The sequence below is a fragment of the Antarctobacter jejuensis genome (assembly GCF_052266595.1).
In the GTDB taxonomy this organism is placed as follows: Bacteria; Pseudomonadota; Alphaproteobacteria; order Rhodobacterales; family Rhodobacteraceae; genus Antarctobacter; species Antarctobacter jejuensis.
The window spans coordinates 266,605-292,113 of sequence record NZ_JBQQXJ010000003.1 but is presented as its reverse complement, the minus strand read 5'-3'; the positions used below and the strand labels follow the sequence as shown (position 1 = coordinate 292,113).

25 protein-coding genes are annotated in these 25,509 nt (G+C 65.6%); 7 read left to right on the top strand and 18 right to left on the bottom strand.

The window, feature by feature from the left end:
- Positions 1–344 precede the first annotated feature (344 nt).
- The 10 genes from ftsA to ACTXGA_RS06420 form a co-directional block, all read right to left on the bottom strand.
- Positions 345–1,673: a cell division protein FtsA gene (ftsA, locus tag ACTXGA_RS06465; RefSeq protein ID WP_443392316.1), complete on the bottom strand. Its 1,329-nt coding sequence runs from the start codon at positions 1,671–1,673 to the stop codon at positions 345–347.
- Positions 1,670–2,581: a cell division protein FtsQ/DivIB gene (locus tag ACTXGA_RS06460; protein ID WP_443392315.1), complete on the bottom strand. Its 912-nt coding sequence runs from the start codon at positions 2,579–2,581 to the stop codon at positions 1,670–1,672. The genes ftsA and ACTXGA_RS06460 overlap by 4 nt, the downstream gene beginning before the upstream one ends.
- Positions 2,569–3,483 (bottom strand): D-alanine--D-alanine ligase, encoded by a 915-nt coding sequence (locus ACTXGA_RS06455; protein WP_443392314.1) that lies wholly within the window; start codon positions 3,481–3,483, stop codon positions 2,569–2,571. The genes ACTXGA_RS06460 and ACTXGA_RS06455 overlap by 13 nt, the downstream gene beginning before the upstream one ends.
- A 167-nt stretch (positions 3,484–3,650) precedes the next feature.
- Positions 3,651–4,577 (bottom strand): UDP-N-acetylmuramate dehydrogenase, encoded by a 927-nt coding sequence (gene murB, locus ACTXGA_RS06450; protein WP_443392313.1) that lies wholly within the window; start codon positions 4,575–4,577, stop codon positions 3,651–3,653.
- Between the two features lie 42 nt (positions 4,578–4,619).
- Positions 4,620–4,901: a hypothetical protein gene (locus ACTXGA_RS06445; RefSeq protein WP_443392312.1), complete on the bottom strand. Its 282-nt coding sequence runs from the start codon at positions 4,899–4,901 to the stop codon at positions 4,620–4,622.
- Positions 4,902–4,904: 3 nt separating this feature from the next.
- Positions 4,905–5,186 carry a hypothetical protein gene (locus tag ACTXGA_RS06440; protein ID WP_443392311.1) on the bottom strand — a complete coding sequence of 94 codons (282 nt, stop codon included), beginning with the start codon at positions 5,184–5,186 and terminating at the stop codon, positions 4,905–4,907.
- Between the two features lie 104 nt (positions 5,187–5,290).
- Positions 5,291–5,542 (bottom strand): DUF2484 family protein, encoded by a 252-nt coding sequence (locus ACTXGA_RS06435; protein WP_443392310.1) that lies wholly within the window; start codon positions 5,540–5,542, stop codon positions 5,291–5,293.
- 444 nt (positions 5,543–5,986) lie between these two features.
- A complete protein-coding gene (gene murC / locus ACTXGA_RS06430) occupies positions 5,987–7,393 on the bottom strand; it encodes a UDP-N-acetylmuramate--L-alanine ligase (RefSeq protein WP_443392309.1) in 1,407 nt (468 codons plus the stop codon).
- 13 nt (positions 7,394–7,406) lie between these two features.
- Positions 7,407–8,546: an undecaprenyldiphospho-muramoylpentapeptide beta-N-acetylglucosaminyltransferase gene (gene murG / locus ACTXGA_RS06425; RefSeq protein WP_443392308.1), complete on the bottom strand. Its 1,140-nt coding sequence runs from the start codon at positions 8,544–8,546 to the stop codon at positions 7,407–7,409.
- Between the two features lie 99 nt (positions 8,547–8,645).
- The gene (locus tag ACTXGA_RS06420) at positions 8,646–9,812 is read right to left on the bottom strand and encodes a peptidoglycan glycosyltransferase FtsW (RefSeq protein WP_443392307.1); all 1,167 of its coding nucleotides are present in this window, start codon (positions 9,810–9,812) and stop codon (positions 8,646–8,648) included.
- A gap of 242 nt (positions 9,813–10,054) precedes the next feature.
- On the opposite strand from ACTXGA_RS06420, the gene ACTXGA_RS06415 reads away from it, so the two are divergent.
- On the top strand, positions 10,055–11,230 hold the full coding sequence (locus tag ACTXGA_RS06415) for a BaiN/RdsA family NAD(P)/FAD-dependent oxidoreductase (RefSeq protein ID WP_443392306.1): 1,176 nt from the start codon (positions 10,055–10,057) through the stop codon (positions 11,228–11,230).
- 10 nt (positions 11,231–11,240) lie between these two features.
- Here ACTXGA_RS06415 and murD read toward each other — a convergent pair whose 3' ends face one another.
- Genes murD through ACTXGA_RS06375 form a run of 8 tightly spaced genes read right to left on the bottom strand, consistent with a single transcriptional unit; the run spans position 11,241 to position 20,419 of the window.
- Complete coding sequence (gene murD / locus ACTXGA_RS06410; protein WP_443392305.1) at positions 11,241–12,644, bottom strand: UDP-N-acetylmuramoyl-L-alanine--D-glutamate ligase; 1,404 nt, start codon at positions 12,642–12,644, stop codon at positions 11,241–11,243.
- Between the two features lie 44 nt (positions 12,645–12,688).
- Positions 12,689–13,771: a phospho-N-acetylmuramoyl-pentapeptide-transferase gene (gene mraY, locus ACTXGA_RS06405; protein WP_443392304.1), complete on the bottom strand. Its 1,083-nt coding sequence runs from the start codon at positions 13,769–13,771 to the stop codon at positions 12,689–12,691.
- 12 nt (positions 13,772–13,783) lie between these two features.
- Positions 13,784–15,226 (bottom strand): UDP-N-acetylmuramoyl-tripeptide--D-alanyl-D-alanine ligase, encoded by a 1,443-nt coding sequence (locus ACTXGA_RS06400; RefSeq protein ID WP_443392303.1) that lies wholly within the window; start codon positions 15,224–15,226, stop codon positions 13,784–13,786.
- Positions 15,223–16,716, bottom strand: a complete 1,494-nt coding sequence (locus tag ACTXGA_RS06395; protein WP_443392302.1) for a UDP-N-acetylmuramoyl-L-alanyl-D-glutamate--2,6-diaminopimelate ligase — start codon at positions 16,714–16,716, stop codon at positions 15,223–15,225. Before ACTXGA_RS06395 ends, ACTXGA_RS06400 begins: the two co-directional genes overlap by 4 nt.
- 43 nt (positions 16,717–16,759) lie before the next feature.
- Positions 16,760–18,556, bottom strand: a complete 1,797-nt coding sequence (locus ACTXGA_RS06390; protein ID WP_443392301.1) for a peptidoglycan D,D-transpeptidase FtsI family protein — start codon at positions 18,554–18,556, stop codon at positions 16,760–16,762.
- Positions 18,553–18,900, bottom strand: a complete 348-nt coding sequence (gene ftsL / locus ACTXGA_RS06385; protein ID WP_443392300.1) for a cell division protein FtsL — start codon at positions 18,898–18,900, stop codon at positions 18,553–18,555. Before ftsL ends, ACTXGA_RS06390 begins: the two co-directional genes overlap by 4 nt.
- Before the next feature lies 1 nt (position 18,901).
- Entirely contained in the window at positions 18,902–19,906 is a 1,005-nt protein-coding gene (gene rsmH, locus ACTXGA_RS06380) for a 16S rRNA (cytosine(1402)-N(4))-methyltransferase RsmH (protein WP_443392299.1), read from the bottom strand.
- Positions 19,907–20,419, bottom strand: coding sequence for a division/cell wall cluster transcriptional repressor MraZ (locus ACTXGA_RS06375; protein WP_443392298.1), 513 nt, complete (start codon positions 20,417–20,419; stop codon positions 19,907–19,909).
- A gap of 730 nt (positions 20,420–21,149) precedes the next feature.
- Here ACTXGA_RS06375 and ACTXGA_RS06370 point away from each other — a divergent pair.
- The 6 genes from ACTXGA_RS06370 (at position 21,150) to ACTXGA_RS06345 (ending at position 25,507) form a co-directional block, all read left to right on the top strand.
- Entirely contained in the window at positions 21,150–21,797 is a 648-nt protein-coding gene (locus tag ACTXGA_RS06370) for a MotA/TolQ/ExbB proton channel family protein (RefSeq protein WP_443392297.1), read from the top strand.
- A complete protein-coding gene (locus tag ACTXGA_RS06365) occupies positions 21,798–22,175 on the top strand; it encodes an ExbD/TolR family protein (RefSeq protein WP_443392296.1) in 378 nt (125 codons plus the stop codon).
- A 19-nt stretch (positions 22,176–22,194) separates the two neighbouring features.
- Positions 22,195–22,581, top strand: a complete 387-nt coding sequence (locus ACTXGA_RS06360) for an ExbD/TolR family protein (RefSeq protein ID WP_443392295.1) — start codon at positions 22,195–22,197, stop codon at positions 22,579–22,581.
- Positions 22,578–23,675, top strand: a complete 1,098-nt coding sequence (locus tag ACTXGA_RS06355; RefSeq protein WP_443392294.1) for a hypothetical protein — start codon at positions 22,578–22,580, stop codon at positions 23,673–23,675. Before ACTXGA_RS06360 ends, ACTXGA_RS06355 begins: the two co-directional genes overlap by 4 nt.
- Before the next feature lie 213 nt (positions 23,676–23,888).
- Entirely contained in the window at positions 23,889–24,710 is an 822-nt protein-coding gene (locus ACTXGA_RS06350) for a TatD family hydrolase (protein ID WP_443392293.1), read from the top strand.
- Positions 24,707–25,507 (top strand): MBL fold metallo-hydrolase, encoded by an 801-nt coding sequence (locus ACTXGA_RS06345; protein WP_443392292.1) that lies wholly within the window; start codon positions 24,707–24,709, stop codon positions 25,505–25,507. The genes ACTXGA_RS06350 and ACTXGA_RS06345 overlap by 4 nt, the downstream gene beginning before the upstream one ends.
- The last annotated feature ends 2 nt before the right edge of the window (positions 25,508–25,509 follow it).

Below are 25,509 nucleotides of genomic sequence, written 5' to 3'. Positions count from 1 at the left end.
TCGCCGATATCGGCGTTATCCACATATCTGGTATTATCCGAGGTGATCGACACAAAAAACAATCGGGCGCGCGATGCCAAATCACCGCGCGAAACCGAATGACCATCTCTGAAACGGAAAGCCTGCCCGACCCTCCTGATGCCTCTTATCCACGGGCACCTGTGGGTAACCTAACCGGCCCCATCCGGCCTGTCACCCGCGAAAACGCCCGCCAAAGGCTTTGGGCGCAGATTTTTTTGCCCGTTCTTTTGCCCGTTCATTTTCCAGCCCCAAAGCGGCAAAAAAGGGCGCCAGTTGGCGCCCGATTTCAGCTCGACCCATCTGGCCCCCGACACCCGGTGTCGTCACCAGTTGTCGCGGAACCATTGCACGGCGCGCTTGAACGACCGGGCCGGATAGCGGTCCACCGGGATCTCGAAATCCCACCATTCGTCCTGCGGATGCGCCGCGAACAGGCACAGACCGACTGCGGTGGCAAACCCCGGCCCCGTCGCCGCCTGCGGCAGACCATGCACGCGCAAGGGGCGGCCCAGACGCACCTGCTGGCCAAGGATCTTGGACGCCAGCCCGTCCAGTCCGGGGATCTGGCTGGCCGCGCCCGTCAGCACGATCTGCTGCGACGGCAGGTGATCGAACCCCGCCGCATCCAGCCGCACCCGCGCCTCTTCAAGAATTTCCTCGACCCGCGGCCGCATGATGCCGATCAGTTCGGCGCGGCTGACGGTGCGACGGTCATGTTCCCAATCGCCGGTGTCGCCGCCGATCTCGATCATTTCGCGGTCGTCCATGCCGGTGGCCACGACCCCGCCATAGAATGTCTTGATCCGCTCGGCGGTCGCCATCGGCACCTGCAGCCCCATCGAGATGTCAGAGGTCACGTGATCCCCGCCCATCCGCACGCTGTCGGCATAGATCATGTGCTTCTTGATGAAGATCGACAGGCCCGTCGCGCCGCCGCCCATATCAATGCAGGCCGCGCCCAATTCCTGTTCATCCTCGACCAGCGCCGCAACGCCGCTGACATAGGCCGAAGAGGCCAGACCGGCCAGTTCCAGATCACAGCGCTTGACGCAATGGGCCAGGTTCTGGATCGCCTGGGACTCGACCGTCAGCATATGCATGTCGCAGGACAGTTCGTTGCCGATCTGCCCGCGCGGATCGATCAGGCCAGAGCGGTGATCCAGCACAAAGTTCACCGGCTGGGCGTGCAGCACCTCGCGCCCGTGGCCGAAATCCGGCACGTCGCAGGCCGACAGCACCCGCGCCACGTCCTGCTCATCCACTGTCGTGCCCAGCACATCAGCGGTCCCGGCCAGCCCGTAAGAGCGCGGCTCCGCGCCAGAAAAGGCCGCGATCACGTGGTCGACCCGGATACCGGCCATCTTCTGCGCCGCCTGAACGGCGGTGCGGATGGCGCGCTCGGTTTCTCCCATGGCGTGGATCTCGCCAAAGCGGACACCGCGGGACCGCGTGGTTGCCGCGCCGATCACCCGGAACCCGGACTGCCCGGCCAGCGATCCGATCCCTTCGTCCGATGGGTCAGACCCATCAAAGCGCAGGACAAGGCAGGCGATCTTGGACGATCCAACGTCAAGGATCGCCACCACCCCGCGCTGCATGGCCGCGCGGCGCATGTTCCGCATTGCTCGCTGGGTTTCATATAGCTCGATCATTGTGTAACGTCCTTACCCGCCTCAATCGCCTTGATCCGCCACATCTGTTGTGTGGCCTCATCCGTCATTCGTATCGTCGGCCGCCGGGGCAGCCGCAAATCCACCGCCACCAGGTCGCGTGACAACAGGTCCACCGTCGGCGCAAGCGCCATGGCAATCGCCTGCTGCAGCGCCTGTTCCGCGCCGCGTTCGGGCAGCATGATGCGCTGATCCCGGTCCAGAACCACGTCCCAGCGCCGCGCGCCCATGCGTTCGAACCCGCGCAGCCGCGCCCGGATCGGCCCGGTCAGCGCATAAAGCCGCAGCGCCTCTTCCACGGCCAGTTCCGCCTCTTCTCCGGCAATCACCGGCAAATCGGAAAACTCGGACCGCGCCCTCGCCGGGCCCACGAAAATGCCCTCTTCGTCCAAAAGGTGCAGGCCTTCGGAATGCCGCCACAGCACCACCGGCTGCCGCTGCACCACGTCCACCTGCAACACGCCGCCCTGCCGCACCCGCAGGTCCGAGGATTTGACCGCGTCCAGCGCCGCCACCTTCTGTTGCATCTCTTCCAGATCCAGATCGAAGGAGGAGACCGGGAAATCGATCGGCAACTCGCGCCGGATCGCCTCGGCCACCTCCGGCCCTGCCCCGTCGATCGCCATCACCTTGACCTGGAATTCGGGCCGGTTTTCCACCGCTGCCCTCACGTCGCTCAGCATCAGGTTAAAGGCGGTGCGGTTTTCATCCACCGCAAACCACGCCAGACCCGCGCCGAAACACAGGCCAACCGGCAAGAGCACCCGCAGGGTAAAGCGAAAGAGCGGCGTCAGCATCAGCCGCTCGATCCGGTATTTCAGCTTGGATGCGCGCGGGTCCAGCCGCGCCATCTGCGGATCATCCCCGTCGTAGGCGTCTAGCGGTCGCATGAGGCATCCTCCACCATCCAGGCACAGAACTGGCCAAAGCTCATCTCTGCCAGCCCCGCATGTTCCGGCGACAGCGAAGTCGGCGTCATGCCCGGCTGGGTGTTCGTCTCCAGCAGGATCAGCCCGTTCAGCCCCTTCGCCTCGTCCCAGCGAAAATCGGTCCGGGTCACACCCCGGCACCCCAGCGCCTGATGCGCGCGCAGGGCATAGTCCAGACAAGCCTGATAGATCTCGGTTGGCACTTCCGCCGGGCAGACATGCCGCGACCCGCCCGCCTTGTACTTGGCGTCGTAGTCGTACCAGCCGTCCGTCACGATATCGGTCACACCCAGCGCCCGGTCGCCCATGACCGTCGCGGTCAGCTCACGCCCCGGCACAAAGGCCTCGACCATGACGACCTCGGGCATGCTTTTGTCCAGCACCGGCGGGCCATTGGCCTCTTCGGGCACAAGGTAGACCCCCACCGAAGAGCCCTCGTTATAGGGCTTCACCACGTAGGGCGGCGCCAGGACATGGCCGCCCATGACCTCGGCCTTGGAGGCAAGACGGCTCTCCGCCACCGGCAGCCCGGCGGCGCGGTAAACTTCCTTGGTCTTTTCCTTGTCCATGGCAAGGGCAGAGGCCAGAACCCCGGAATGCGTATAGGGAATGCGCAGCCATTCCAGCATCCCCTGCACACAGCCATCCTCGCCCCACCGCCCGTGCAGCGCGTTGAACACGACATCAGGCGCGGTCTCCCCCAGCCGTTCGGCCAGGTCCGCGCCAGCGTCCAGTTCTGTAACCTTGTAACCTTCGCCCCTCAAAGCGGCGGCGCATTCGCGTCCGGAGACAAGCGACACCTCGCGCTCTGCCGAGGGTCCGCCTTTCAACACCACCACTTTCGGGAGTGTCCTGCTCGACATTCCCAAATCGCCTCAACTGTCCAGAGGGGTTTACCCCCTCGTTCCCGTGGGAATGCCAATGCGCCCCACGCTTGCCCTTTATACGGCGGTTTTGCCCGCCTTGATCGTGATGCAACCTGCCTGTGGTCGCGGGGCCCCTGCTCTGTTTTGTATCTTGATACGGGGCCTTAGTCGCGCGTCGGTTCACCGACCCGCATGATTTCCCAGTGTAACTCTATTCCAGACTCTTGGAAAACCCTTTTTCTCACCTCTTCGCCCAGACCTTCCAGATCGGCCGCCGTGGCGCCGCCCGTATTGACCAGAAAGTTGGAATGTTTGGGCGACATCTGCGCACCGCCCTGCACGGCCCCGCGCATCCCGGCGTCGTCGATCACCTTCCACGCTTTCAGCTCATGGGTATCATCCGCCTTCCCGGTCGAGGAAAACCCCGCCGGATTGCGAAAGGTGCTGCCCGCGGTGCGGTCCTTGGTCGGCTGCGTCTCGTCGCGCTTCTTCAGCTGCGCCTCCATCCGCGCGGCCAGTTCCTCGGGATCGCCCGCTGCGCCCTCGAACAGCGCCTCCACCAGAACCCATCCGTCGGGCAGATCGCTTTGCCGATAGCGCAGGTTCAATTCCGCCGCGGGCAGCGTGACCACCTCGCCCGCGCGGGTCACCGCCGTCACCTCGATTAGGTGATCGGCCACATATGACCCATAGCAGCCCGCGTTCATCCGCACCGCGCCGCCAATGCTGCCGGGGATGGTGCGCAAAAAGGTCAGGTCCACCCCGCCCTCCGCCGCGCGCTTGGCCACATGCGCGTCCAGCGCCGCCGCCCCGGCCCGCACCCGCGTGCCTTCGACCGTGATCCCGTTGAACCCGCGCCCCAAACGGATCACCAGCGCGCGGATCCCGCCATCGCGCACGATCAGGTTCGATCCGACGCCCATGGGGAAGACCGGCACATCGCCCGGCAACTCCGCCAGAAAGGCGCACAGATCGTCCCGATCCGCCGGCTGGAACAGCCAGTCCGCCGGTCCGCCAACGCGCAGCCATGTCAGGTCATTCAGGGGGCGGTCCGGGGTCAGCCGTCCGCGTGGAGTGGGCAAATCTGTCATGCGCCGGTTGCTAGGGCCCCGGCGCGTTTCCTGCAAGGGGGTTCATGCCGCCTCTGCTGTCCTCCGCCGGATCCGCCGCCAATGTCCGATGCCCGATCCGACGCCCAAGCCCAACAGCGCGGGCATCAGCATCAGGAACCAGATCAGCGCATAGGTCAGCCCATCCAGCCCGGTCGCGGCCTCTTGTTCGATGACCATCCACAGGATACCCGCGACCAGCATCAGCGCCAGCAACGCCGCCACGATCCCCCGGCCCATCCGCAGGGCGATCCATCCGGCACCCAGACCGATCGACAGGGCTACGACGGGGATCAGGAAAACCACGGTTCAGGCCTCGGCCCGCAGGGGCACGCGGTCCCCTTCGGCCCAGCCCAGCAGCGCGCCCATCCCGCTGGCGATCACCGCAGGCAGGGCCGCGCCCCAAAAGGCCAGCGTATAGACAAAGACATCGAGGCCCACGGTAAAACTCTCGCGCCACAGCAGGTAAAGCGCGCCGCCGCTCAAAAGCAGCATCAGGCTCAGCGCGGCCTCGGGACCGGCGCGGCGCATGGTGGCATGGCCCAGGATCAGGCCGATCAGAAAGCTCGAAAACGGAATGGCAAGCAGCATGACATTTCCCCTTTGGGTATAGGGAAATTCTGCGGCATTGGCGGCAGGCGTCACAGTCCGGAATCCCGGACCCGCTAATTCTGGAAAAGCCCCGCGCGGCGCGCTCAGGCCCGCGTCACCGAATGGCGCAGCCAGCGCAACAGGTAGCGCAGCGGCCAGCGCAACACGCTCATCCCCGCGAACAGCACGAACAGCCCGACCCAGGGGCCGTTTTCATAGGTCACATAGCCCACAAGCGGGATGCCCAATGCGATCAGCACATAGGCGCGCGTCCAGTGATTGTCGCGGGAGGGAAGCATGGCCAAAAGGTTCGCAAGAACCGCCCAGGCACAGGCCAGTATCAGGGATATCGTCATCGTTTCGCCCTCCGTGCCCCCCAGAGGTGGCAATATCCTGCGCCCAAAAGCCTTTTCAGACAAGCCCTCAATGAATGCAATTGCAGAAAAGCGGGGAGGACGGCCCATTCCAAGCCCGTGGATGGGGCATGCTGATCACAGGGAAAAGGGGGCGCTGCCCCCGCCGCGCGTGCGGTCGACTCCCCCGAGGGTATTTGGAAGCCCGAAGAAGGCAAACGCTTGCCCAGGGGTTCTTTGGTTTTCCAAATACCTCGGGGGTATCGCGCCTCGCGCGATGGGGGTCATGCTGAAAGCATGCCTCTGGCATAACGTCCCCCATCCCCCAACAAAAAAGCCGGCCCCAAAGGGGGCCGACCGTTAACAGACAGTAAAACCGTCCTTGTAACCCATTGATCTGGCATTCCCCCTAAGCTGTCCACGCGTGGACAGCCCGTAGGGCGGGGTTCACCCCGCCGCCTTTTCCAGCCGCGCCGGCAGCCCGTTGGCCCAGGTCGAAATCGTCCCCGCCCCAAGGCAGACCACCATATCGCCCGGCTGCGCCTGCTCGCGGACCAGCCGCTCCAGATCGTCCTCGTCGCGGATCGCCCGCGCATGACGGTGGCCATGCCGCACCAGCCCCGCCACCAGGTCATCCCGCGACGCGCCCGGAATGGGCTCTTCACCGGCGGCAAAGACCTCGGCAATCGCCACAACATCCGCCTCGTTGAAGCACGAGCAGAATTCCTCGAAGTGATGCGACAAGCGCGAATACCTGTGCGGCTGATGCACCGCGATCACCCGCCCCTCGCTGGCCTGCCGCGCGGCCTTGAGCACGGCGGCGATCTCCACCGGGTGGTGGCCGTAATCGTCGATGATGGTGACGCCGTTCACCTCACCCACCTTGGTAAAGCGCCGGTTCACGCCGCCGAACTTGGCCAGCGCCTCGCGGATCTCATCCCCCGCCATGCCAAGGTGGCGCGCCACGGCGATGGCCGACAGGGCGTTGGACACGTTGTGATCACCCGGCATCGGCAGGGTCATGCCCTCGATCACCTCGCCGGTCTGCTGGAACACCACGTCGAAATGCGCCACGCCCGCCTTGTAGGTCAGCCCCACGGCCCGCACGTCCGCCTGCGCGTTGAACCCGTAGGTCACCACGCGGCGGTCGGTCACCCGACCGACCAGCGCCTGCACCTCAGGGTGGTCGGTGCAGCAGACCGCCAGCCCGTAAAAGGGGATGTTCGACACGAAATCATAGAACCCCTTGCGCAGGTTCTCGATCGAGCCCCAATGTTCCATGTGCTCGGGGTCGATGTTGGTCACGATGGCCACGGTTGCGGGCAGCCGGTTGAAGGTGCCGTCACTTTCGTCGGCCTCCACCACCATCCATTCACCCTGCCCCATCCGCGCGTTGGAGCCATAGGCATGGATGATGCCGCCGTTCACCACGGTCGGGTCGAACTCACCGGCGTCCAGCAGCGTGGCGACCATCGTGGTGGTGGTCGTCTTGCCATGGGTGCCTGCCACCGCCACGTTGGATTTCAGCCGCATCAGCTCGGCCAGCATCTCGGCCCGGCGCACCACCGGCAGACCGCGCCGACGCGCTTCGTCCAGTTCCGGGTTGCCCGGTTTGATCGCGGAGGAAATCACCACCACGTCGGCGCCTTCGAGGTTCTCGGCCCGCTGGCCCTCGTGGACAAGCGCGCCCAGATCCGTCAGCCGCTGGGTAATCTTCGAGGCCTTCAGGTCAGATCCCTGCACCTTGTAGCCGTGGTTCAGCAGCACCTCGGCGATGCCCGACATGCCGATACCGCCAATGCCCACAAAATGGATCGCGCCCACGTCGCCGGGCAGTTTCGTCGCTCCGGTCATGCAGGCGCTCCGCTCAATCGCCAGGTCCTTCATCCGCCAGTCCCTCTTCTTGTTTTGTTGTTCGTCCCGCCAGTTCTTCGACCAGCGCCGCCAGATGCTGGGCCGCTTCCGGCTTGCCGACCCGCAGCGCCGCCTGCGCCATGCGGATCCCACCCGTTTCGTTCGACAACACGGCATGGATTGCCGCAGTCAGCTCTTCGATTGTCAGCCTGCTTTCCGGCATCCGGATCGCCGCGCCCGCATCCACCAGCGCCTGAGCATTCACCGTCTGGTGGTCGCCCGTGGCATGGGGATAGGGGATCAGGATGCTGGGCCGCCCGATCACCGCGATATCCGCGACCGAGGAGGCGCCCGCGCGCGAAATCACCAGCTGTGCCTCGCTCATCCGCGCGGGCACATCGTGGAAAAACGGCTGCACATCCGCGTCCAGCCCATGTTCGGCGTAATAGGTGGCCACCCGCTCCACGTCTTCTTCGCGGGCCTGATGGCTGACCCGCAGGTTGCCGACCATGTCCAGCGGCAAGGCGGCAATCGCAGGCGGCACCACGTCCGACAAGGCGCGCGCGCCCTGCGACCCACCAATCACGAGGATCGACATCGGATAGGGCCCCGGCGCGATATACCCCGCGCCCGCCCGGTCCCAGACCGCCTGACGCACCGGGTTGCCGGTATGCACGCCCTCGACCCCTTCGGGCAATTCGGTCGGCCATGTGCCGCAGGCCATCACATCGACCTTGGGCGCGAACCATGTGTTCACCCGGCCCAAGACGCCGTTCTGTTCATGGATCATCCGCGGAAGTTTCAGCAACCAGGCCGCGGTCAGGGCCGGAACGCTGGGATAGCCGCCAAAGCCCACCACCACATCCGGCTTGTCGCGCCGCATGCCAAAGATCGCGGACATCACCCCCGAGGTCAGCCGGAACGGCACCGCCGCCTTGGCCAGCACTCCTCCCCGGTCAAAGGTGGCCGAAGCGACCGTTTCGATCTCGACCCCTTCGGGAAAGGCACCGGTGTACCGTGCGCCGCGCGCATCGGTCGACAGCTTCACCCGCCAGCCGCGCGCCAGCATGATTTCGGCAAGCGCCTGCGCGGGGAACATATGTCCCCCGGTGCCACCCGCCGCCATCACCAGCAAAGGCTTGCGCTCGCCCATTTACCCACTCCGTCACAGATCCACGCGCCGATATACCATCCCCGCGCAACCGTCCATCACTAGGGGAAAGCCGGCAGGTTATCGCGCACGGATCATGGCTCAACGGCCACGGCCGCGCAGGATGTCACGAATGTCTCCCTGCGGCCGGACACGTGTAAAGGCCAGCAACATCCCCACGGCGATCCCGCCCGCGATCAGGGATGATCCACCATAGCTGACAAACGGCAGCGTCATGCCCTTGGCCGGCAGCAACCGCACCGCGACGCCCATGTTGATCATCGCCTGCACGCCGAACATCGCCGCAAGCCCGGTGCCCGCCAGACGGATGAACGGATCACGTTCCCGCATCAGCCGCATGAAACAGCGCATGACGATGGTCGCGTAAAGCGCCAGAACCGCCATCACCATGATCAGCCCGTATTCCTCGGCCGCCACCGCGATGATGAAATCCGTATGTGCGTCCGGCAGGCTCCATTTCACCGTGCCTTCACCCACGCCGACCCCCAGAAACCCGCCTTCGCGGATCGCGTTTTCCGCATAACCCAGTTGCGAGGTCGGATCGACTTCGGGGTTCAGAAAGCCGTCGAACCGGCGCTGAAAGTGTTCTGAGTTGTTGTAGGCGAACATCCCGCCCAACACGACCAGCCCCGCCAGCCCAACCAGCAACAGCATCGGCGCGCCGCCGACGAACCACATGACACCCCAGCCAAACAGCACCAGCGCCGCCTGACCAAAGTCTGGTTGAAAGGCCAGCATCAGCACGATCGAGATCATCAGCACAAAGGAATAGAGCCGCCCCGGAGGCCCGGCCAGTTCCTGCCCTGCCGCCATCAGCCAGGCCGCGACGATCACGAAGACTGGTTTCAGGAATTCCGACGGCTGCACGCTGGCGAACCCAAGGCTGTACCAGCGCACCGCCCCCTTGCCGAAGTCGGTGCCCAGCACCGGCAACAGCGCCAGCGCGACAAACGCCACCACAAAGCCCAGCACCGCCGCGCGGCGCACCATGACCGGCGTCATCATCGAGGTGAGGATCATCGCCACCATCGCCAGCCCGCCGAAAAACGCCTGCCGCTGCACATAGTAGAACGGTGGCAATCCGATCCGCTCCGCCAGCGGCGGCGAGGCCGCCAGCCCCAGCAGCAAACCAATACTGAAAAGCATGAGAATGCAGGACAAGGTCCACTTGTCCACCGTCCGCCACCACTTGGGCAGGACAGGCTCGCCGCCCGCAACGGGCACCGTGCCATACACCATCTCTGTCATCTAAACACCGCTCTACTGCCTCGAACCGCCCGTTTTCCGGGTCTGTTGATCAGTCTACCGCGAATTTGTCTGCTGCGCCAAAGAATTCGCCGTCCCTGATGGCCGTTGTGTTTCCCGCGCAACGCCCCGCGACGGCGGGAACAGGCAGGATTGCTTTTCACGGCGTTTTCAGGCGCTGGCCGATCCGCAACCTGCCGCCAAACCGCTGGTCAAATCCCCGGATTGGCCCTATTGCGCGGCCCATGCACGTCTCAACCCTGATCCTTGGCGCCGGTGCCGCCGGCATGATGGCCGCCGCCCACGCGGGGCCGGATACCCTTGTTATCGACCACGCGAAAAAGCCCGGCGAAAAGATCCGCATCTCCGGCGGCGGGCGCTGCAACTTCACGAATATGCATTGCGATCCCAATGCCTTCCTGTCGCAGAACCCGCATTTCATGAAATCCGCGCTGGCGCGTTACACGCAGTGGGATTTCCTCGATCTTGTCGGGCGATACGGCATTGCCTGGCATGAAAAGACGCTTGGCCAACTGTTCTGTGACGGGAAATCCACGCAGATCGTCGATATGCTCCTGAAGGAGATGGAGAAATCCGGCGCGCAGCTCTGGCTGCAAACCACGTTCAACTCCGTCCGCCATGCCGATGGGTTGTTCCGCACCCGCGTTGAACGCAATGGCGAGCCGGTTGAGATCACATCCAAAAACCTGATCCTCGCCACCGGCGGCAAATCCATCCCCAAGATGGGCGCCACCGGCCTTGCCTATGACATCGCCCGACAGTTCGGCCACCAGATCACCGATACCCGCCCCGCCCTCGTGCCGCTGACCTTTGGCGACCGCTTTGCACCGCTAGCGGGGGTCTCGACCGACACCCTGATTTCGAACGACAAGGCCAGCTTTCCCGAGGCGCTGCTGTTCACCCATCGCGGCCTGTCCGGCCCGGCGATCCTGCAGATCTCCAGCTATTGGCGCGAGGGTGAGGAGATCACCGTCAACCTGCTGCCGCAGACGGATTTTCCAGGCAGCCTCAGGCAGATGCGGCAGACCGAGGGCCGTCAGGCGCTGACCACAGCCCTTGCCCAGCACCTGCCCTCCCGCCTTGTCACCTTCCTCGCGCAGGACTTTGATCTCAAAGGGAATGTCGCGGATCTGTCGGACGCGCGGATAGATGCCCTGACAGAGCAACTCACCCATTGGCACCTGAAACCGACCGGATCCGAGGGCTATCGCACGGCAGAGGTCACGCTGGGCGGGGTCAGCACGGACGGCTTGGATTCCAAAACCATGATGTCAAAGCATCTTCCGGGCCTCTACGTGATCGGCGAGGCCGTCGATGTCACCGGCTGGCTGGGCGGCTACAATTTTCAATGGGCTTGGTCGTCCGCCGTGGCCGCCGGACGCCACATCGCAAGCACCTAAACGCGCGGGATTATTCCGCGCCGATCTCTGATCTGACGCAGGCGATGAAATCCTCCCCGCGTTTCTCGAAATTGTCATACTGATCGAAACTGGCCGCCGCCGGGGCCAGCAGGACCACGTCACCGGACTCCGCGTCAGCACTGGCCCGCGCCACGGCCGTGGCCATGTCGGTGCAGATTTCCGCCTCGATACCGGGCAGTTGCAGGGCAAAGCTTTCGGCCTCACGTCCGATCACATAAGCCCGCACCACATGGGACAGACCCGGCTCCAAGGCCTCCAGCCCGCCCTCTTTCATCAACCCGCCGCAGACCCAGCGGATCTTGGCAAAGGCTTGCAGTGCCTTCAGGGCGGAATCAACGTTTGTCGCCTTTGAATCATTGACATAGGTGACGCCCTTCATCTCTGCCACGCGCTGGCTGCGATGCGGCAGACCGGCAAAGCTGCGCATCCCGGCCTCGATCTCGCGCGGGCCAAGGCCAAGGCTCCGGCAGGCGGCATAGGCGGCGCAGGCGTTCTGATGGTTGTGCGCCCCCGGCAGGCCCCCGATCTCACGCAGGTCGATGGCGCCCATCTGCCGCCCCTTGCGCCATTCCGCCAGAAACCCCTTGCGGGCAAAGACATACCATCCCGGACCCGCCAGCTTCGAACCGCTGGAAACCCGGATCACCCGGTCATCCGCCCGCCCTTCGGACAGTTGCCCGGCCAGGAACTGCCCCTCGACCTCATCCACCCCGATCACGGCCCGGTCCGGCCCGCCCTCGGCGAACAGCCGACGCTTGGCCGCAAAATAGCCGCCCAGCCCCGCGTGCCGGTCCAGATGATCGGCGGAAAAATTCGTGAAAACAGCCACGTCCGGGGTCAGGCTGCGGGCAAGTTCGGTCTGGTAGCTGGACAGTTCCAGCACCACCACCCCGCCATCCTCGGGCGGGTCAATGTCCAGCACGCCGCGCCCGATGTTGCCCGCCAACTGGCTGGACCGACCGGCGGCGGTCAGCATATGATGGATCAGGGCAGAGGTCGTGGATTTGCCGTTCGACCCGGTGACCGCAATCACCTTTGGCGGCACGTCATAGGCGTCCCAGCCCTCCCCCAAACTCTTGAAAAACAGCCCGATGTCATTGTCTACCGGCACGCCCGCCCGCAGCGCTGCCGCGATCACGGCATTGGGCTGCGGATAGAGATGCGGGATACCGGGAGAGGTCACAAGGCAGGCGACATCGTCAAAGGCCTCTGGCCGGTCCAGCCGCCGCGCCTCGAACCCCTCAGCCTCGGCCCGGTCCCGCGCAGAGGGCGTGTCGTCCCAGACCACGACCTGCGCGCCGCCCTCACGCAGCGCCCGCGCCGCCGACAGGCCGGACCGGCCCAGCCCAAGAACCGCCACAACCGCACCGTCAAACCCGCGCACAGGGATCATGGCCCCTCTCCCGTCACTTCAGAATGGCGGCACAAGCCGCTGATTTACCGGACTTTCAGCGTCGCCAGACCGATGATCGCAAGGATCAGCGAGATGATCCAGAAGCGGATCACGATGGTCGGCTCGGCCCAGCCCTTTTTCTCATAGTGGTGGTGGATCGGCGCCATCAGGAACACGCGTTTCCCCGTCCGCTTGAAATACAGCACCTGGATGATGACTGACAGCGCCTCGACCACGAACAGCCCGCCGACGATGGCCAGCACGATCTCGTGCTTGGTCGCCACCGCAATCGCGCCAAGGGCACCGCCAAGGGCCAGCGACCCGGTATCGCCCATGAACACCGCCGCGGGGGGCGCGTTGTACCACAAAAAGCCCAGACCGCCGCCCGCAACACCGGCCGCAAAGATCAGGATTTCGCCGGTGCCGGGCACATAATGCACGTCCAGATATTCCGAAAAATCGACCCGGCCCACCGCATAGGCGATCACGCCCAGCGTCGAGGTGGCGATCATCACCGGCATGATGGCCAGCCCGTCCAGCCCGTCGGTCAGGTTCACCGCATTGGCCGCGCCCACGATCACGATCATCGCAAAGGGGATGAAGAAGAACCCAAGGTACAGCAGCGCATCCTTGAAGATCGGGAAGGCCAGCGAGTACGACAGCTCATCGGGGTGATAGAGCGAGGACCAGTAGCCCGCGATCCCCGCGATGATGAAGCCCAGCAAAAGCCGCACCTTACCCGACACACCTGCGGTGTTCTGCTTGCTCACCTTGGCGTAATCGTCGGCAAAACCGATGGCCGCATAGGCGATGGTCACGAACAGCACGATCCAGACAAAGGGATTGTCCAACCGCGCCCACAGCAGGGTCGAGGTCACAAGCGCGCCGATGATCAGCAGGCCGCCCATCGTCGGCGTTCCCGCCTTGACGAAATGCCCCTCGGGGCCGTCGTCACGGATCGGCTGGCCCTTGCCCTGCCGCTTGCGCAGCACGTTGATCAGCGGACGGCCAAAGAGGAACCCAAAGACCAGCGCGGTCAGAAAGGCCCCACCGGCACGGAAGGTGATATAGCGAAAGAGGTTGAAGACGTCGCCGCCGTCGCTGAGCTCTGTCAGCCAGAAAAGCATGTTTTACCCTCTCTACCCCTCAAGGTCCGGTGTCGCTTGGCGCAATTTCCGGATCGCGTCAACCACGCGCCCCACGCCCATCGACAACGATCCCTTGGCTAACACCACGTCACCCGCGTCCAGATCCCGCGCCACACGCTGGGCCATCTTGTCCGCTGTTTCGGTCCAGTGACCGCGTTTCTCGGTCGGCAGATCCTGCCAGAGGTGCCGCATCAGCGGGCCGATGCAATGCACGATGTCGATGTGTTCGATCGCGGGCACCTGCGCCACGGCACGGTGCAGTGCAACCTCCTGAGACCCCAGCTCTTTCATATCGCCAAGGTAGGCGATGCGGCGGCCCCGTTCGACCCGGCCGACACCGTTGCGCGGCTCTGCTGCGGCCAGCACCTCCAAAGAGGCGGCCAGTGAGGCGGGATTGGCATTGTAGGCATCGTCGATCAGTTCGACGCTTTTGCGTGCGTCCACCGGATCAAGCACGATCTGCTCTCTCTGGCCCCGGCCCGCGCCCGCGTGCCACTGGCCCAGCCCGATCACCGTCAGCGCCGGGTCCAGCCCCAGCGCATCCGCCACCGCCAGCACGCCCATGGCGTTGACGGCAAAGTGCCGGCCCGGCGCCATCACCTTGAACAGGCGCGATTCAACTCCGGCACGGCCCCGCGCCACGGTACAGTCGTCGCGGATCGTGGCGATCACCAGCCGGTACTGGTTACAGGCCTTCTCGCCAAAGCCCACGGCCCAGCGCCGCCCCTCCTGCGCTTTGTCGCGCAGGATATGGCTGACCGGCAGGTCACCATTGAAAACGGCGGTGCCATAGGCCGCCAGCCCGTCAAAGATGGATGCCTTCTCATGCGCGATGCCTTCGAGGTTTTCAAAGGCCGCAAGATGCGCGGGCGCCACGGTTGTCACCATCGCCACGTCGGGCCGCGTCATGCGGGCCAGGGGCGCGATTTCCCCGGGGTGGTTCATGCCGATCTCGATCACCGCGAAATCCACGTCGCGCGGCATCCGGGCCAGCGTCAGCGGCACACCCCAGTGGTTGTTATAGCTCTTTTCGGCGGCATGAACGCTGCCCTGCCCCGCCAGAACCGTGCGCAGCATCTCCTTGGTCGAGGTCTTGCCGACCGATCCGGTCACGGCAACCACCTTGGCCCGCGTGCGCCTGCGCGCCGCCTCTCCCAGTGCTTCAAGCCCGGCCTGCACGTCCTCGACCAGCAAGAGCGGCGCGGAGGGGTCCACCCCCTCGGGCACATGCGACACAAGTGCTGCCGCCGCGCCCTTGTCCAGCGCCTGCTGCACAAAGTCATGGCCATCGCGCGCCGCCTTCAGCGCCACGAACAGGTCGCCGGGTTCAAGGGTGCGCGTGTCGATGGAGACGCCGTTGGCCTGCCAGTCACAGGGTGTCGTGCCGCCGGTGGCGGCAACCGCCTCGGCAGAGGTCCAGAGAGGGTCGCTCATAGGCCCTTCCCGTCCAGCGCCGCCACCGCCACACTGGCCTGTTCCACATCGTCGAAGGGATAGACCGTGTCGCCGACGATCTGCCCGGTCTCATGGCCCTTGCCGCAGATCAGCAGCGCATCGCCCGGCCCCAGCCCGTCGACACCGCGCAGGATCGCCTCGGCGCGGTCCGCTACTTCCAGCGCCTCGGGGGCGCCGTTAATGACCGCGCGACGGATCGTGGCCGGGTCTTCGGTCCGCGGGTTGTCGTCGGTGACGATCACGCTGTCCGCATGTTCCGCCGCCGCCATGCCCATCAGCGGGCGCTTGCCCTTGTCCCGGTCGCCGCCCGCGCCGACAATGGCGATCAGGCGGCCCATCACATGCGGACGCAGCGCCTGACAGGCGGTTGCGACGGCATCCGGCGTATGGGCGTAATCGACAAAGACCGCCGCACCGTTGTCGCGTTTCGCGGCCAGCTGCATCCGCCCACGCACCGTGCCCAGCAGGGGCAGCACGTCGAACACATCCTCCGGATCGCCGCCACAGGCAATCACCAGCCCGGCGGCCACAAGGATGTTCTCGGCCTGGAATCCACCGATCAGCGGCAACCGTTCCTGCCGCACAAGCCCTTCGAAACTCAGCCGGATTTCCTGACCCGTGGCGTCAAAGCGCTGCGCCTCAAGGCACAGGTCCGCCGCTTCGCGGCCCACGGTCATCACTTCCTGCCCTCGCGCCCGCGCAATGGCCAGCATGTCCACGCCGCGCGGATCGTCGATGTTGATCACGGCCACGCCATCCTCTGGCAGCACCCGCGCGAAAAGCCCCGCCTTGGCGGCGAAATACTCGTCAAAGCTTTCGTGGTAATCTAGGTGATCCTGCGTGAAGTTGGTAAAGCCAGCCGCTGCCAGCGTCACACCGTCCAGCCGACGCTGTGCCAATCCGTGGGACGATGCCTCCATCGCGGCATGGGTCACCCCGGCCTGCGCCGCGCCCGACAGCATCCGGTGCAGGGTGATCGGCTCCGGCGTGGTGTGCTGCAGCGGCGCCTGCCAGTCGCCCTCGACGCCGGTGGTGCCAAGGTTGATCGCCCGCAGGCCCAGCTCCTGCCAGATCTGCCGGGTAAAGGTCGCCACCGATGTCTTGCCATTGGTGCCGGTGACCGCAACCACCGTATCGGGCTGCCCGCCGAACCACAGCGCGGCGGTATAGGCCAGCGCCTGACGCGGATCTTCGGCAATGATCAGCGCGGCGTCAGACCCGGCCAGTTCATCTTCGGCGATCTTGGCGCCCACCGCATCGGTCAGCACGGCCCCGGCCCCCATCCGCAGCGCATACTGGATGAACTCACCGCCATGCACGCGGGTACCCGGCAGCGCGGCAAAGAGGAAGCCGTCCTTTACCTCGCGGCTGTCCACGGCCAGCCCGGTCACGGTCGCCTCGCGGCCGCCCCGCGCCCTCAGGCCCAGTTCCGACAGGCTCTTGCTGATGATCTTGCGCTCCGCAGCCATAGTGTGTCGCCCCCCAGCGATCCGGTCACATACCTCACACGCCTCAGTCGGAGGCGGTCGTCGACGTCTTCAAATGCCTCTGATCGTAGGAGGGACGCAAGCCCAGAAGCGGCGCAATCCGTTCGATCATCTGGGCGGCCACCGGAACGGCGGTCCAACCGGCGGTCCTGCGCGGCTTCTTGCCGGAGGTTTCCACCGGCTCGTCCAGCGTCACGATCAGCACGTATTGCGGGTCATGGGCCGGGAACAGCGCGGCGAAGGTGGCGATCACCTTGTCGTCGTAATAACCGCCCCCGCGTTCCTTGGGTTTGTCTGCCGTGCCGGTCTTGCCGCCCACGTGATAGCCCGCCACCTCGGCAAAGCTGGCGGTGCCCTTGGGATCGTTCACCACCTTGCGCAGCATGTCGCGCGATACCGCCGCCACGTTGTCGCGCACCAGCTTGTCACCCAACAGCGGCTTGTCCCGTTTCAACAGGGTCGGTTCCACAACATGCCCGCCATTGCCCAGCATCGCATAGGCCGCAGCCAGATGTACCGGCGTCACCGAAATCCCGTGACCATAGGAAATCGTCACCGCAGACAGATCGGTCCAGCGCGCGGGGATCAGCGGCTTGCCCCCCTTCGCCTCGACAATCTCCAGCGTCGGCGCATCGAACATGCCAAGGTTCTTCAGAAAGCTCTGCTGCCGCTCGCGCCCGATCATCAGCGCCAGCTTTCCGGTGCCCCGGTTGGAGCTGCGCACGATCACATCCTCGACCGACAGCGTGCCGTAATTCTTGTTGTTGAACTCGCCGATCTTGTGGCCGCCCACCTTGAACGGGGGCGCGGTGTCGATCATCGTGTCCTTGTTCACCAGACCCAGCTGGATCGCCTGCGCGGCGGTCAGGATCTTGAAGGTCGAGCCAAGCTCATAGACCCCCTGCACCGCCCGGTTGAACAACGGGCTGTCGCTGGGGTTGCCTTCGGTCGGGGGGCGCGGACGGTCGTTCGGGTCGAAATCCGGCAGCGAGGCAACGGCGATCACCTCGCCGGTATAGACATCCATCAGCACGCTGGCCGCGCCTTTGGCGTTCAAGAGCTTCATGCCCGCGTCCAGCACTTCTTCGGTCGCGGCCTGAATGGACAGGTCGATGGACAGTTGCAGCGGCGCGCCCTGGCGGGCCGGATCCTGCAATTCGGTATCGAAATACTTCTCGATGCCCGCGGTGCCGACCACCTCGGCCGATGCGACGCCCTGCTTGCCAAAGCGTGCGCCGCCCAGCACATGCGCCGCCAGCGCACCGTTGGGATAAAGCCGCATTTCGCGCGGACCGAACAACAGGCCCGGCTCACCGATGTCATGCACCGCCTGCATCTGTTCCGGGCTGAGTTTCTGCTTCACCCAGATGAACTTGCGCTTGGGGTCGGTGAACCGCTTGACCAGTTTCTCCACTTCCATCTCGGGAAAGATCTTGGCCAGCGCCTTGGCCGCCCCGACCGGATCAACCATCTGGTGCGGATGCGCATACAGGCTGTGGGTCGACATGTTGGTGGCCAGCACCCGCCCCTGCCGGTCGATGATATCGGCACGGGTCGAGATGATTGAGGCGCCGGTCGCATGGCCGCGCGGTTCTTCCGGCTCAGAGGCCGACAGCATCCCCATCTTGGCCCCGATCAGCCCATAGGCGCAGACGAACATCACCGCCAGCACCAGCAGACGGCCCTCGGCGCGCAGGCGCAGGCGGTCGCGCATGTCCTCGTGCCGCAGGCGCAGGTTTTCACGTTCGATGTTGTCGGGGTTCTCGCCGTTCTGGCGGGCCTCCAGGATGCGTGCCAGCGGGCGCAGGGGAATGCGTGTCATGGGTTCGTCGCTCCGTAGGAGGTGACGTCGATCGGCTGTGTCAGGTCGTAGACCTCAGGCTGCGGATAGGCGATCTGATCGATACCGGCGAACTGGTCCGGGCGCAGCGGCAACAGGCCCAGACGGCCGAAATTCAGCACCGTCAGGTCCTGCAGGCGGTCAGGGCGGTTCAGATAGGCCCATTCGGCACGCAGGATGGCAAGGCGTTCGCGCGCCGCGCCGATTTCGCGCCGCAGGTCGTCCACGTTGTCCAGTTCCGCCTGCGTGCGATAGTTTTCGTGATAGGCCCAGTAGCCGGACCCGATGACCGCGAGGGCCGAGAGCAGGAACAACAGGCTGCGCATCTCAACGTTTCCTTGTGGTCTTGGTGGATTTCGCCGCCATCTGCGGCATTGACAGCTCCGCCGCCTCGACGGGCCGCGCGGGCACATCCGTCCGGCGCCCGACGCGCAGCTTGGCCGAACGCGACCGGGGGTTGACCTTCAGCTCTTCGGCGTCCGGACCAACGGCCTTGCGCGTCAGCACCTCAAAGGGTTCCGTCGCCTCGACGGCGTCGGTGGCATAGCGGTTGACGTGGGTCTTCTTGTCGCCATGCAACTGGAAAAAGCGTTTCACCATGCGGTCTTCGACCGAATGGAAGGTCACGACCGCCAGCCGCCCGCCGGGTTTGAGCACCCGCTCGGCGGCCATCAGCCCCTGCCACAGCGCGTCGTATTCGCCGTTCACCGCAATCCGCAGCGCCTGAAAGCTGCGGGTGGCCGCATGGGCCTGCCCCGGCTTGGTGCGCCCGATCGCCCGCTCGATCAACTCGGCCAGTGGCAGGGTGCGGTCAAAGGGACGGTCCTGCACGATGGCGCGCGCGATCCGGCGCGATTGCCGCTCTTCACCGTATATATACAGGATATTGGCCAGTTCGGCCTCATCGACCGAATTCACCAGATCCGCCGCCGACGGCCCCGCCTGCCCCATCCGCATGTCCAGCGGCCCGTCCTTCATGAAGGAAAAGCCGCGCTCGGCCCGGTCCAGCTGCATCGACGACACGCCAAGGTCCAGCACCACGCCGTCCACGGCCTCTGCCGCCTCATCCATCTGTGCGAAATTGCACTGCCACAGGGCCAGCCGGTCGCCGTATTCTGCGCCCCACTCCCGCGCCATCTCATGCGCCAGCGGATCACGGTCGATCCCGATCACCCGATCGGCGCCCGCCTCCAGCAACCCGCGCGTGTAGCCGCCCGCGCCCAGCGTGCCATCGATCCAGACGCCTTCAACCGGCGCCACCAGCTCCAGCAAGGGACGCAGCAGCACCGGGACATGAGGCGCGCCGCCGGGGTCCGCCGCCGGCCCAGCCACTTAAAGATCCTCCAGGGAGTCCAGCAGTTCCATCGGGTCGTCCGGCAGGTCGACCGGCAGATCCACTTCTTCGATGGCGTCGGTCGGCACGTAGCGGTCCGCGCTCCAGATCTGGAACTTGTTCAGGCTGGCCACGGCCCAGGCCTCGGTTCCGATGGCAAACCGCTCACGGAACCGCGCGGGCAGCACGATGCGCCCGGTGTCATCGACGGCGGCATAGGTCGCGCCGGCCGAGTAGACCTTGGTCAGATAGGCTTTTTCGGGTCCCGCCTTCAGCTTTTCGATCCGCGCTTCGATGCGCTCGATCTCTTCGACGGTATAGACTTCCAGATGGTCCAGCTTGGGATTGCCGGACACCATCACGAGGAAGGGATTGGCGTTTTCCTTGGACTCGGGGTTCCAGTCGGGGTCACCAGCTTCGAGGACACGGCGAAACGAGGCGGGAATAGACATCCGCCCCTTGCTATCGACCTTCAGTCGATGTTCACCTCTGAACCTCAGCCTGCGGCTCACTGCCCACGGCCCCTCATTCCCCCGGTTTGAAACGAAATACGGCGGGTTGATCAGCTGCCATTGATCAACCCGCCGCCTGACCCGCTGAGCGGGTGTCTCCGACTGCGCGCGCCACCTGGGGGGATGTCTGCTCGCCCGCGCGCCGGATCCTTGTTTTCACGATGAGAGCGGACGCCTGTATGAAACCTGCTCTTATTGTTTTTATGAGTTCGGTGTGTGGGGTCTTGGTGCCCCGTGTCCGTTCTCATCGTGTGACATAGGGATGCCATGGGATTACATGGGGATCAACTGTTTTTTGCGGGAATTCGCCACTTCTTGGTGTGGCCAGACCCAGAAAAATAAGGCAAAATCACCCTCAAAGATTAAAACGCGCGCAAACCTAGCGGAACTATGCAAAGCAGCACACAAGATATAGACGGGAGCATTGGGGCAAAAAACTTCCCATCCAATCCCAGAAAAACCCCGCGAACCGCCTGCCCTCCCCACGATACCGGCGCTGACAGACCTGATCTAACCCGAATCCACCCCACGAATCACGCTGGATTCGGCAAATGACCCGGGATTCGGCAGGGATTCGCCATCTCGGCCCATCCAGTCCCATACTCCGTCCCATAAAATCCCACACGGAACCGGCAAAGCCTCGCCCGCCCGGCCCGTCACGGGTGCAAAACGTGGGAATTCATGCCATCACATCCCAAGGCCCCGACCGGCCCAATCCGAAGGCACACCCATGCTGAGCACCATTCCTGAGTTCCTCGACCGCGGCGGCCCGGCGCTCTGGGCCATCTTCGGGCTGTCGATCTTTACCCTGACGCTGATCCTGTGGAAGCTGCTGCAACTCCTGCGCCTCAGCACCTGGAAACGCGCCAATGCCGAAACCGCCCTGCGGTTCTGGGGACAGGGGCAGACCACGCTGGCGCTCTCGCATATCTCCTTCGATCCCTCCCCGCGCTGCCGCGTGGTGCAGGCGGCCATGCAGGCGCGCCTGTCGATCCCCGAGGATGACGCGCGCGAGGAATCTGCCCGTCAGGCCCGCATGGTCCTGAACGAGACGCGCATCGGCCTGCGCCTGCTGGATCTCATCGTGACCATCGCGCCGCTGCTGGGCCTGCTGGGCACCGTGTTGGGCATGATCGACGCCTTTCAGGCGCTGCAGGACAGCGGCCAGCAGGCCGACCCGGCCAGCCTTGCAGGCGGCATCTGGGAGGCGCTGCTGACCACCGCCGCCGGCATGGCCGTCGCCATCCCCGCCAGCGTCGCGCTGGCCTTCTTCGACGGCATCGCCGATCAGCTGGCCCTCGATCTGGAGGATCTGGTCACCCGTGTCTTCACCACCCCCTGGGCCTATACAGAGGAAGCAGAGGCCGAGGCCGAGTAGATGCTGAACCTGCCCGTCTCTCCGCGCCGCAGACGGCCCAGCCTGACGCCGATGATCGACGTGGTCTTTCTGTTGCTGGTCTTCTTCATGCTGGTGGCGCGTTTTGGCGGCGGTGAGGGCATTTCCCTGCTGCTGGCCGCGCCCGGCGGACAAACGCCCTATTCCGGCCCGCCGCGCCTTGTGACCGTGCTGCCCGATGCCTTTCGCCTGAACGGCCAGCCCGTCGCCGACCTGCCAGCGGCCCTCGCCCCCCTGATGCAATCGGACAGCGACCTGATCCTGCTGCGCCCCGCCCTCGGCACGGACATCGACCGCATGGTTGCCGTGATGGCCGGTCTCAAGGAGGCTGGACTGACGCGGCTGGCCGTGGTGGAGTGATCCCATGGGGCCTGTCCGCATGCGCAAACCCACACGTTTCTGGCCCGGTCCGCTGAAACCCCGGGCCGAACCCATCGTGCCCATGATCAACGTCGTCTTTCTGATGCTGATGTTCTTCATGCTGGCTGCGCATTTTTCCGATCCCGCTGCGGGGACGACCCGCGCGCTTGCCACCGGGGACGCGCCGCAAACACCGCCGCGCGTGTTGATCCTTGCCCGCTCCGGCACGCTGACCTTTGGCGCCCTGACCGGGCCAGAGGCGATCAGCGCCGCCATCGCCGCCGGTCCCGTGCGGCTGCAGGCCGAAGGCGGGACAGAGGCGCAGCACCTTGCCCGCGCCCTGAACGCCCTTGCGCTTGCCGGGGGTGCGCGGGTCGATGTGGTCATGGCCGGAGCCGCAAAATGAGAGTGCGCGCCTTTGACATCATCGCCTGCCTGACCCTTGCGGTCGCCGCGCATGCGGGCCTGTTGCTGTTCATCTCCCTGCCGGGGGGCGATACCTCCGGCCCCGGCCTCTCGCTGGCCCCGGTCTCTGCCGATCTGGCCGCCTTGGTCACCGCTTGGGACAGCCCGCCGGAAACCGCCATGCCAGAGGCCTCGACCGCGCCGCGCGCCGATTCCGCGCCGCTCCCGCCACAGGCAGAGGCGCTGACGCCCGTGCGCACGCCCATTCCGCGCGCGCCCGCCACGCCCACAGCCCCCGTCGCGCCGCCCGCGCCGGACGCCACGCCGCGACAGCGCCCCACGGTGGAGGCGCCGCAGATCGCCGCCCTGCCCGCGCCGACCGGGCCAACCGCCGCGCCCGCCTTTGCGCCCGCCGCACTGACCGTCGCCCCCGACGCTCCGCGTCAGCCCGCGCCGCGCTTTGCCGCGCTGGCCGCAGAGCCCCTGCCCAACGTCGACCCGCGCCCGGCCGCGCCGCCGCCCCGCCCGCCAAAGCCGATTGACAGTTCCGCCCCTGCGCCGATTGCGCCTGCGCCCCAAACAGGCTCCGCGCCGGACCTGCTGGCGCAGGTTGATCCGGTCCCGGCCAGCCCCGCGCCCGCGCCACTGCCTGCGCCACTTGCCGCGCCTTCGGCACCCGCACCGCAGCCCGATCCGGCCCCGCCGATCCCGCAGCCTGCGCCGACCCCGGAACCAAAGCCGGAACCAGAGCCGCAACCAGCCGCACAGCCGGACCCCACCCCGGCCCCCGATCCACAGCCCGCGCCAGAGCCGCAGCCAGAACCAGAGCCGGAGCCACAGCCTGACCCGCAGCCAGACCCGGAGCCACAGCCTGCCCCGACAGCCGACGGCACAACCGCGCCCGACCCGGTCGATCCCGCCGCACTGGCCGAGGTCTTGGAGGCTCTTCAGCCCGATCCGCTCGACGGCATCGGCCCGCCCACCGCGCAGGCCCCGGAAATCTCGCCCCGGCCCAACGGGCGGCCCGCGGGCTTTCGCCCCGGCCCCTTTGCCATCCGCCCAACCGCCCGCCCGGCGGACCTTGCCACGCGCTGAACGGCAGCCGGATTTTCAACCGGCTCCCGGCCCCGCCCGGATCGGCCAAATCCTGACAAAACGTAAATTCGCCTCTGGAAGCCCTTGATGTCGTTGCGTCAACCTGGGCGCCACGCGTGGACACGTCCTTTTCCGCCCTGACATTTCGGCCCCTGTGCCCGCCTTGACCCTCCCGGCCCCATCCTAGATACCAAGGCCAACCAAGGAGCCATTATGCCCGTGCCCGCCATCACCGACAGCCATTGCCACCTCGATTTCCCCGACTTCGAAACCGAGCGCCCAGAGGTCGTTACCCGCGCGCTGGAGGCCGGGGTGCATCGCATGGTCACCATCTGCACCCGCCTTCGCAATGAACCGCAGGTCCGCGCCATCGCAGAGGCGCATGCCCCCGTCTTCTACGCCGCGGGCACCCATCCCATGTCCGCCGCCGAAGAGCCGCTGACCTCGGTCGATGAACTGGTGATGCTTTCCAAGCATCCGAAATTCGTGGGCATCGGCGAAACCGGGCTGGACTATCACTATACCGCCGACAGCGCCGAGGTTCAGAAGCAAAGCCTGCGCATCCATATCGAGGCGGCGCAGGAAACCGGCCTGCCGCTGATCATCCACGCCCGCGACGCAGATGACGACATGGCCCGCATCCTGACCGAAGGCTACAAGGCGCAGCCCTACAGCTGTGTCATGCACTGCTTTTCCTCCACCGCCGAACTGGCCCGCGCCGCGCTGGACCTCGGGTTCTACCTGTCCATGTCCGGCATCGCCGCCTTCCCGAAATCGCAGGAACTGCGCGACATCTTTGCCGCCGCCCCGCTGGACCGCATCCTCGTGGAAACCGACAGCCCCTACCTCGCCCCGCCGCCCTATCGCGGCAAACGCAATGAGCCCGCCTACGTGGCCCATACCGCCCGCAAGGGGGCCGAGGTCTTTGGCCTCGCCTATGAGGACTTCGCCGCCGCGACAGAGGCGAATTTCGACCGCCTCTTTGCCAAGGCCGCCGCATGGGCCCCTGCCACGCAACAAGAGGCGCGTGCATGAACGGCGAGCTGCGCTTTACCATCCTTGGTTGCGGATCGTCCGGCGGCGTCCCGCGCCTTGGCAACAACTGGGGCGACTGCGACCCCACGAACCCCAAGAACACCCGCCGCCGCTGCTCCCTGCTGGTCGAGCGTGAGACGAAACACGGCACAACCACGGTCCTGATCGACACCACGCCCGACATGCGCGCGCAGCTTCTGGATGCGGGTATCGGGCGGCTGGACGCTGTGGTCTGGACCCATGCCCATGCCGACCATACCCACGGGCTGGACGACCTGCGCCAGATCGTCTTCAACACGCGTGAGCGGCTGAACGTCTGGGCTGACGGCGACACCCAGTCCGACCTCCTGTCGCGCTTTGCCTACGCCTTTGTGCAGCCCGAAGGCTCTCCCTATCCGCCGATCCTGAACCTGCACACCATCAAGGGTCCCTTCAGCATCGACGGCGCGGGCGGCAAGATCACCCTCACCCCGTTCGAGGTCGACCACGGCAGCATCGAGGCGCTTGGCTTTCGCATCGGCGATCTGGCCTACCTGCCGGACGTGGCCACGATCCCGGACGCCGCATGGGCGCATCTGCAGGACCTCGACTGCTGGATCCTCGACGCGCTGCGCCGCACACCGCACCCGACCCACGCGCATCTTGACCTTGCGCTGGAATGGATCGACCGCGCCAAACCGCGCCGCGCCGTGCTGACCAACATGCACATCGATCTGGACTATGCCCAGGTCGAGGCCGAAACCGCAGACCACATCACCCCCGCCTATGACGGCATGGTCCTGCGCTATGCGCTTTGACC

Coding starts and splice junctions, on each gene's coding strand:
- ACTXGA_RS06395 (WP_443392302.1), bottom strand. CDS start 16,716: ATGGCTGCGGAGCGCAAGATCATCAGCAAGAGCCTGTCGGAACTGGGC.
- ACTXGA_RS06455 (WP_443392314.1), bottom strand. CDS start 3,483: ATGTCGAGCAGGACACTCCCGAAAGTGGTGGTGTTGAAAGGCGGACCC.
- murB (WP_443392313.1), bottom strand. CDS start 4,577: ATGACAGATTTGCCCACTCCACGCGGACGGCTGACCCCGGACCGCCCC.
- ACTXGA_RS06370 (WP_443392297.1), top strand. CDS start 21,150: ATGCTGAGCACCATTCCTGAGTTCCTCGACCGCGGCGGCCCGGCGCTC.
- ACTXGA_RS06390 (WP_443392301.1), bottom strand. CDS start 18,556: ATGACACGCATTCCCCTGCGCCCGCTGGCACGCATCCTGGAGGCCCGC.
- ACTXGA_RS06415 (WP_443392306.1), top strand. CDS start 10,055: ATGCACGTCTCAACCCTGATCCTTGGCGCCGGTGCCGCCGGCATGATG.
- murC (WP_443392309.1), bottom strand. CDS start 7,393: ATGACCGGAGCGACGAAACTGCCCGGCGACGTGGGCGCGATCCATTTT.
- ACTXGA_RS06345 (WP_443392292.1), top strand. CDS start 24,707: ATGAACGGCGAGCTGCGCTTTACCATCCTTGGTTGCGGATCGTCCGGC.
- ftsA (WP_443392316.1), bottom strand. CDS start 1,673: ATGATCGAGCTATATGAAACCCAGCGAGCAATGCGGAACATGCGCCGC.
- ACTXGA_RS06350 (WP_443392293.1), top strand. CDS start 23,889: ATGCCCGTGCCCGCCATCACCGACAGCCATTGCCACCTCGATTTCCCC.
- ACTXGA_RS06440 (WP_443392311.1), bottom strand. CDS start 5,186: ATGCTGCTTGCCATTCCGTTTTCGAGCTTTCTGATCGGCCTGATCCTG.
- mraY (WP_443392304.1), bottom strand. CDS start 13,771: ATGCTTTTCTGGCTGACAGAGCTCAGCGACGGCGGCGACGTCTTCAAC.
- ACTXGA_RS06365 (WP_443392296.1), top strand. CDS start 21,798: ATGCTGAACCTGCCCGTCTCTCCGCGCCGCAGACGGCCCAGCCTGACG.
- ftsL (WP_443392300.1), bottom strand. CDS start 18,900: ATGCGCAGCCTGTTGTTCCTGCTCTCGGCCCTCGCGGTCATCGGGTCC.
- ACTXGA_RS06355 (WP_443392294.1), top strand. CDS start 22,578: ATGAGAGTGCGCGCCTTTGACATCATCGCCTGCCTGACCCTTGCGGTC.
- ACTXGA_RS06360 (WP_443392295.1), top strand. CDS start 22,195: ATGCGCAAACCCACACGTTTCTGGCCCGGTCCGCTGAAACCCCGGGCC.
- murD (WP_443392305.1), bottom strand. CDS start 12,644: ATGATCCCTGTGCGCGGGTTTGACGGTGCGGTTGTGGCGGTTCTTGGG.
- ACTXGA_RS06420 (WP_443392307.1), bottom strand. CDS start 9,812: ATGACAGAGATGGTGTATGGCACGGTGCCCGTTGCGGGCGGCGAGCCT.
- ACTXGA_RS06435 (WP_443392310.1), bottom strand. CDS start 5,542: ATGACGATATCCCTGATACTGGCCTGTGCCTGGGCGGTTCTTGCGAAC.
- ACTXGA_RS06400 (WP_443392303.1), bottom strand. CDS start 15,226: ATGAGCGACCCTCTCTGGACCTCTGCCGAGGCGGTTGCCGCCACCGGC.
- ACTXGA_RS06460 (WP_443392315.1), bottom strand. CDS start 2,581: ATGCGACCGCTAGACGCCTACGACGGGGATGATCCGCAGATGGCGCGG.
- murG (WP_443392308.1), bottom strand. CDS start 8,546: ATGGGCGAGCGCAAGCCTTTGCTGGTGATGGCGGCGGGTGGCACCGGG.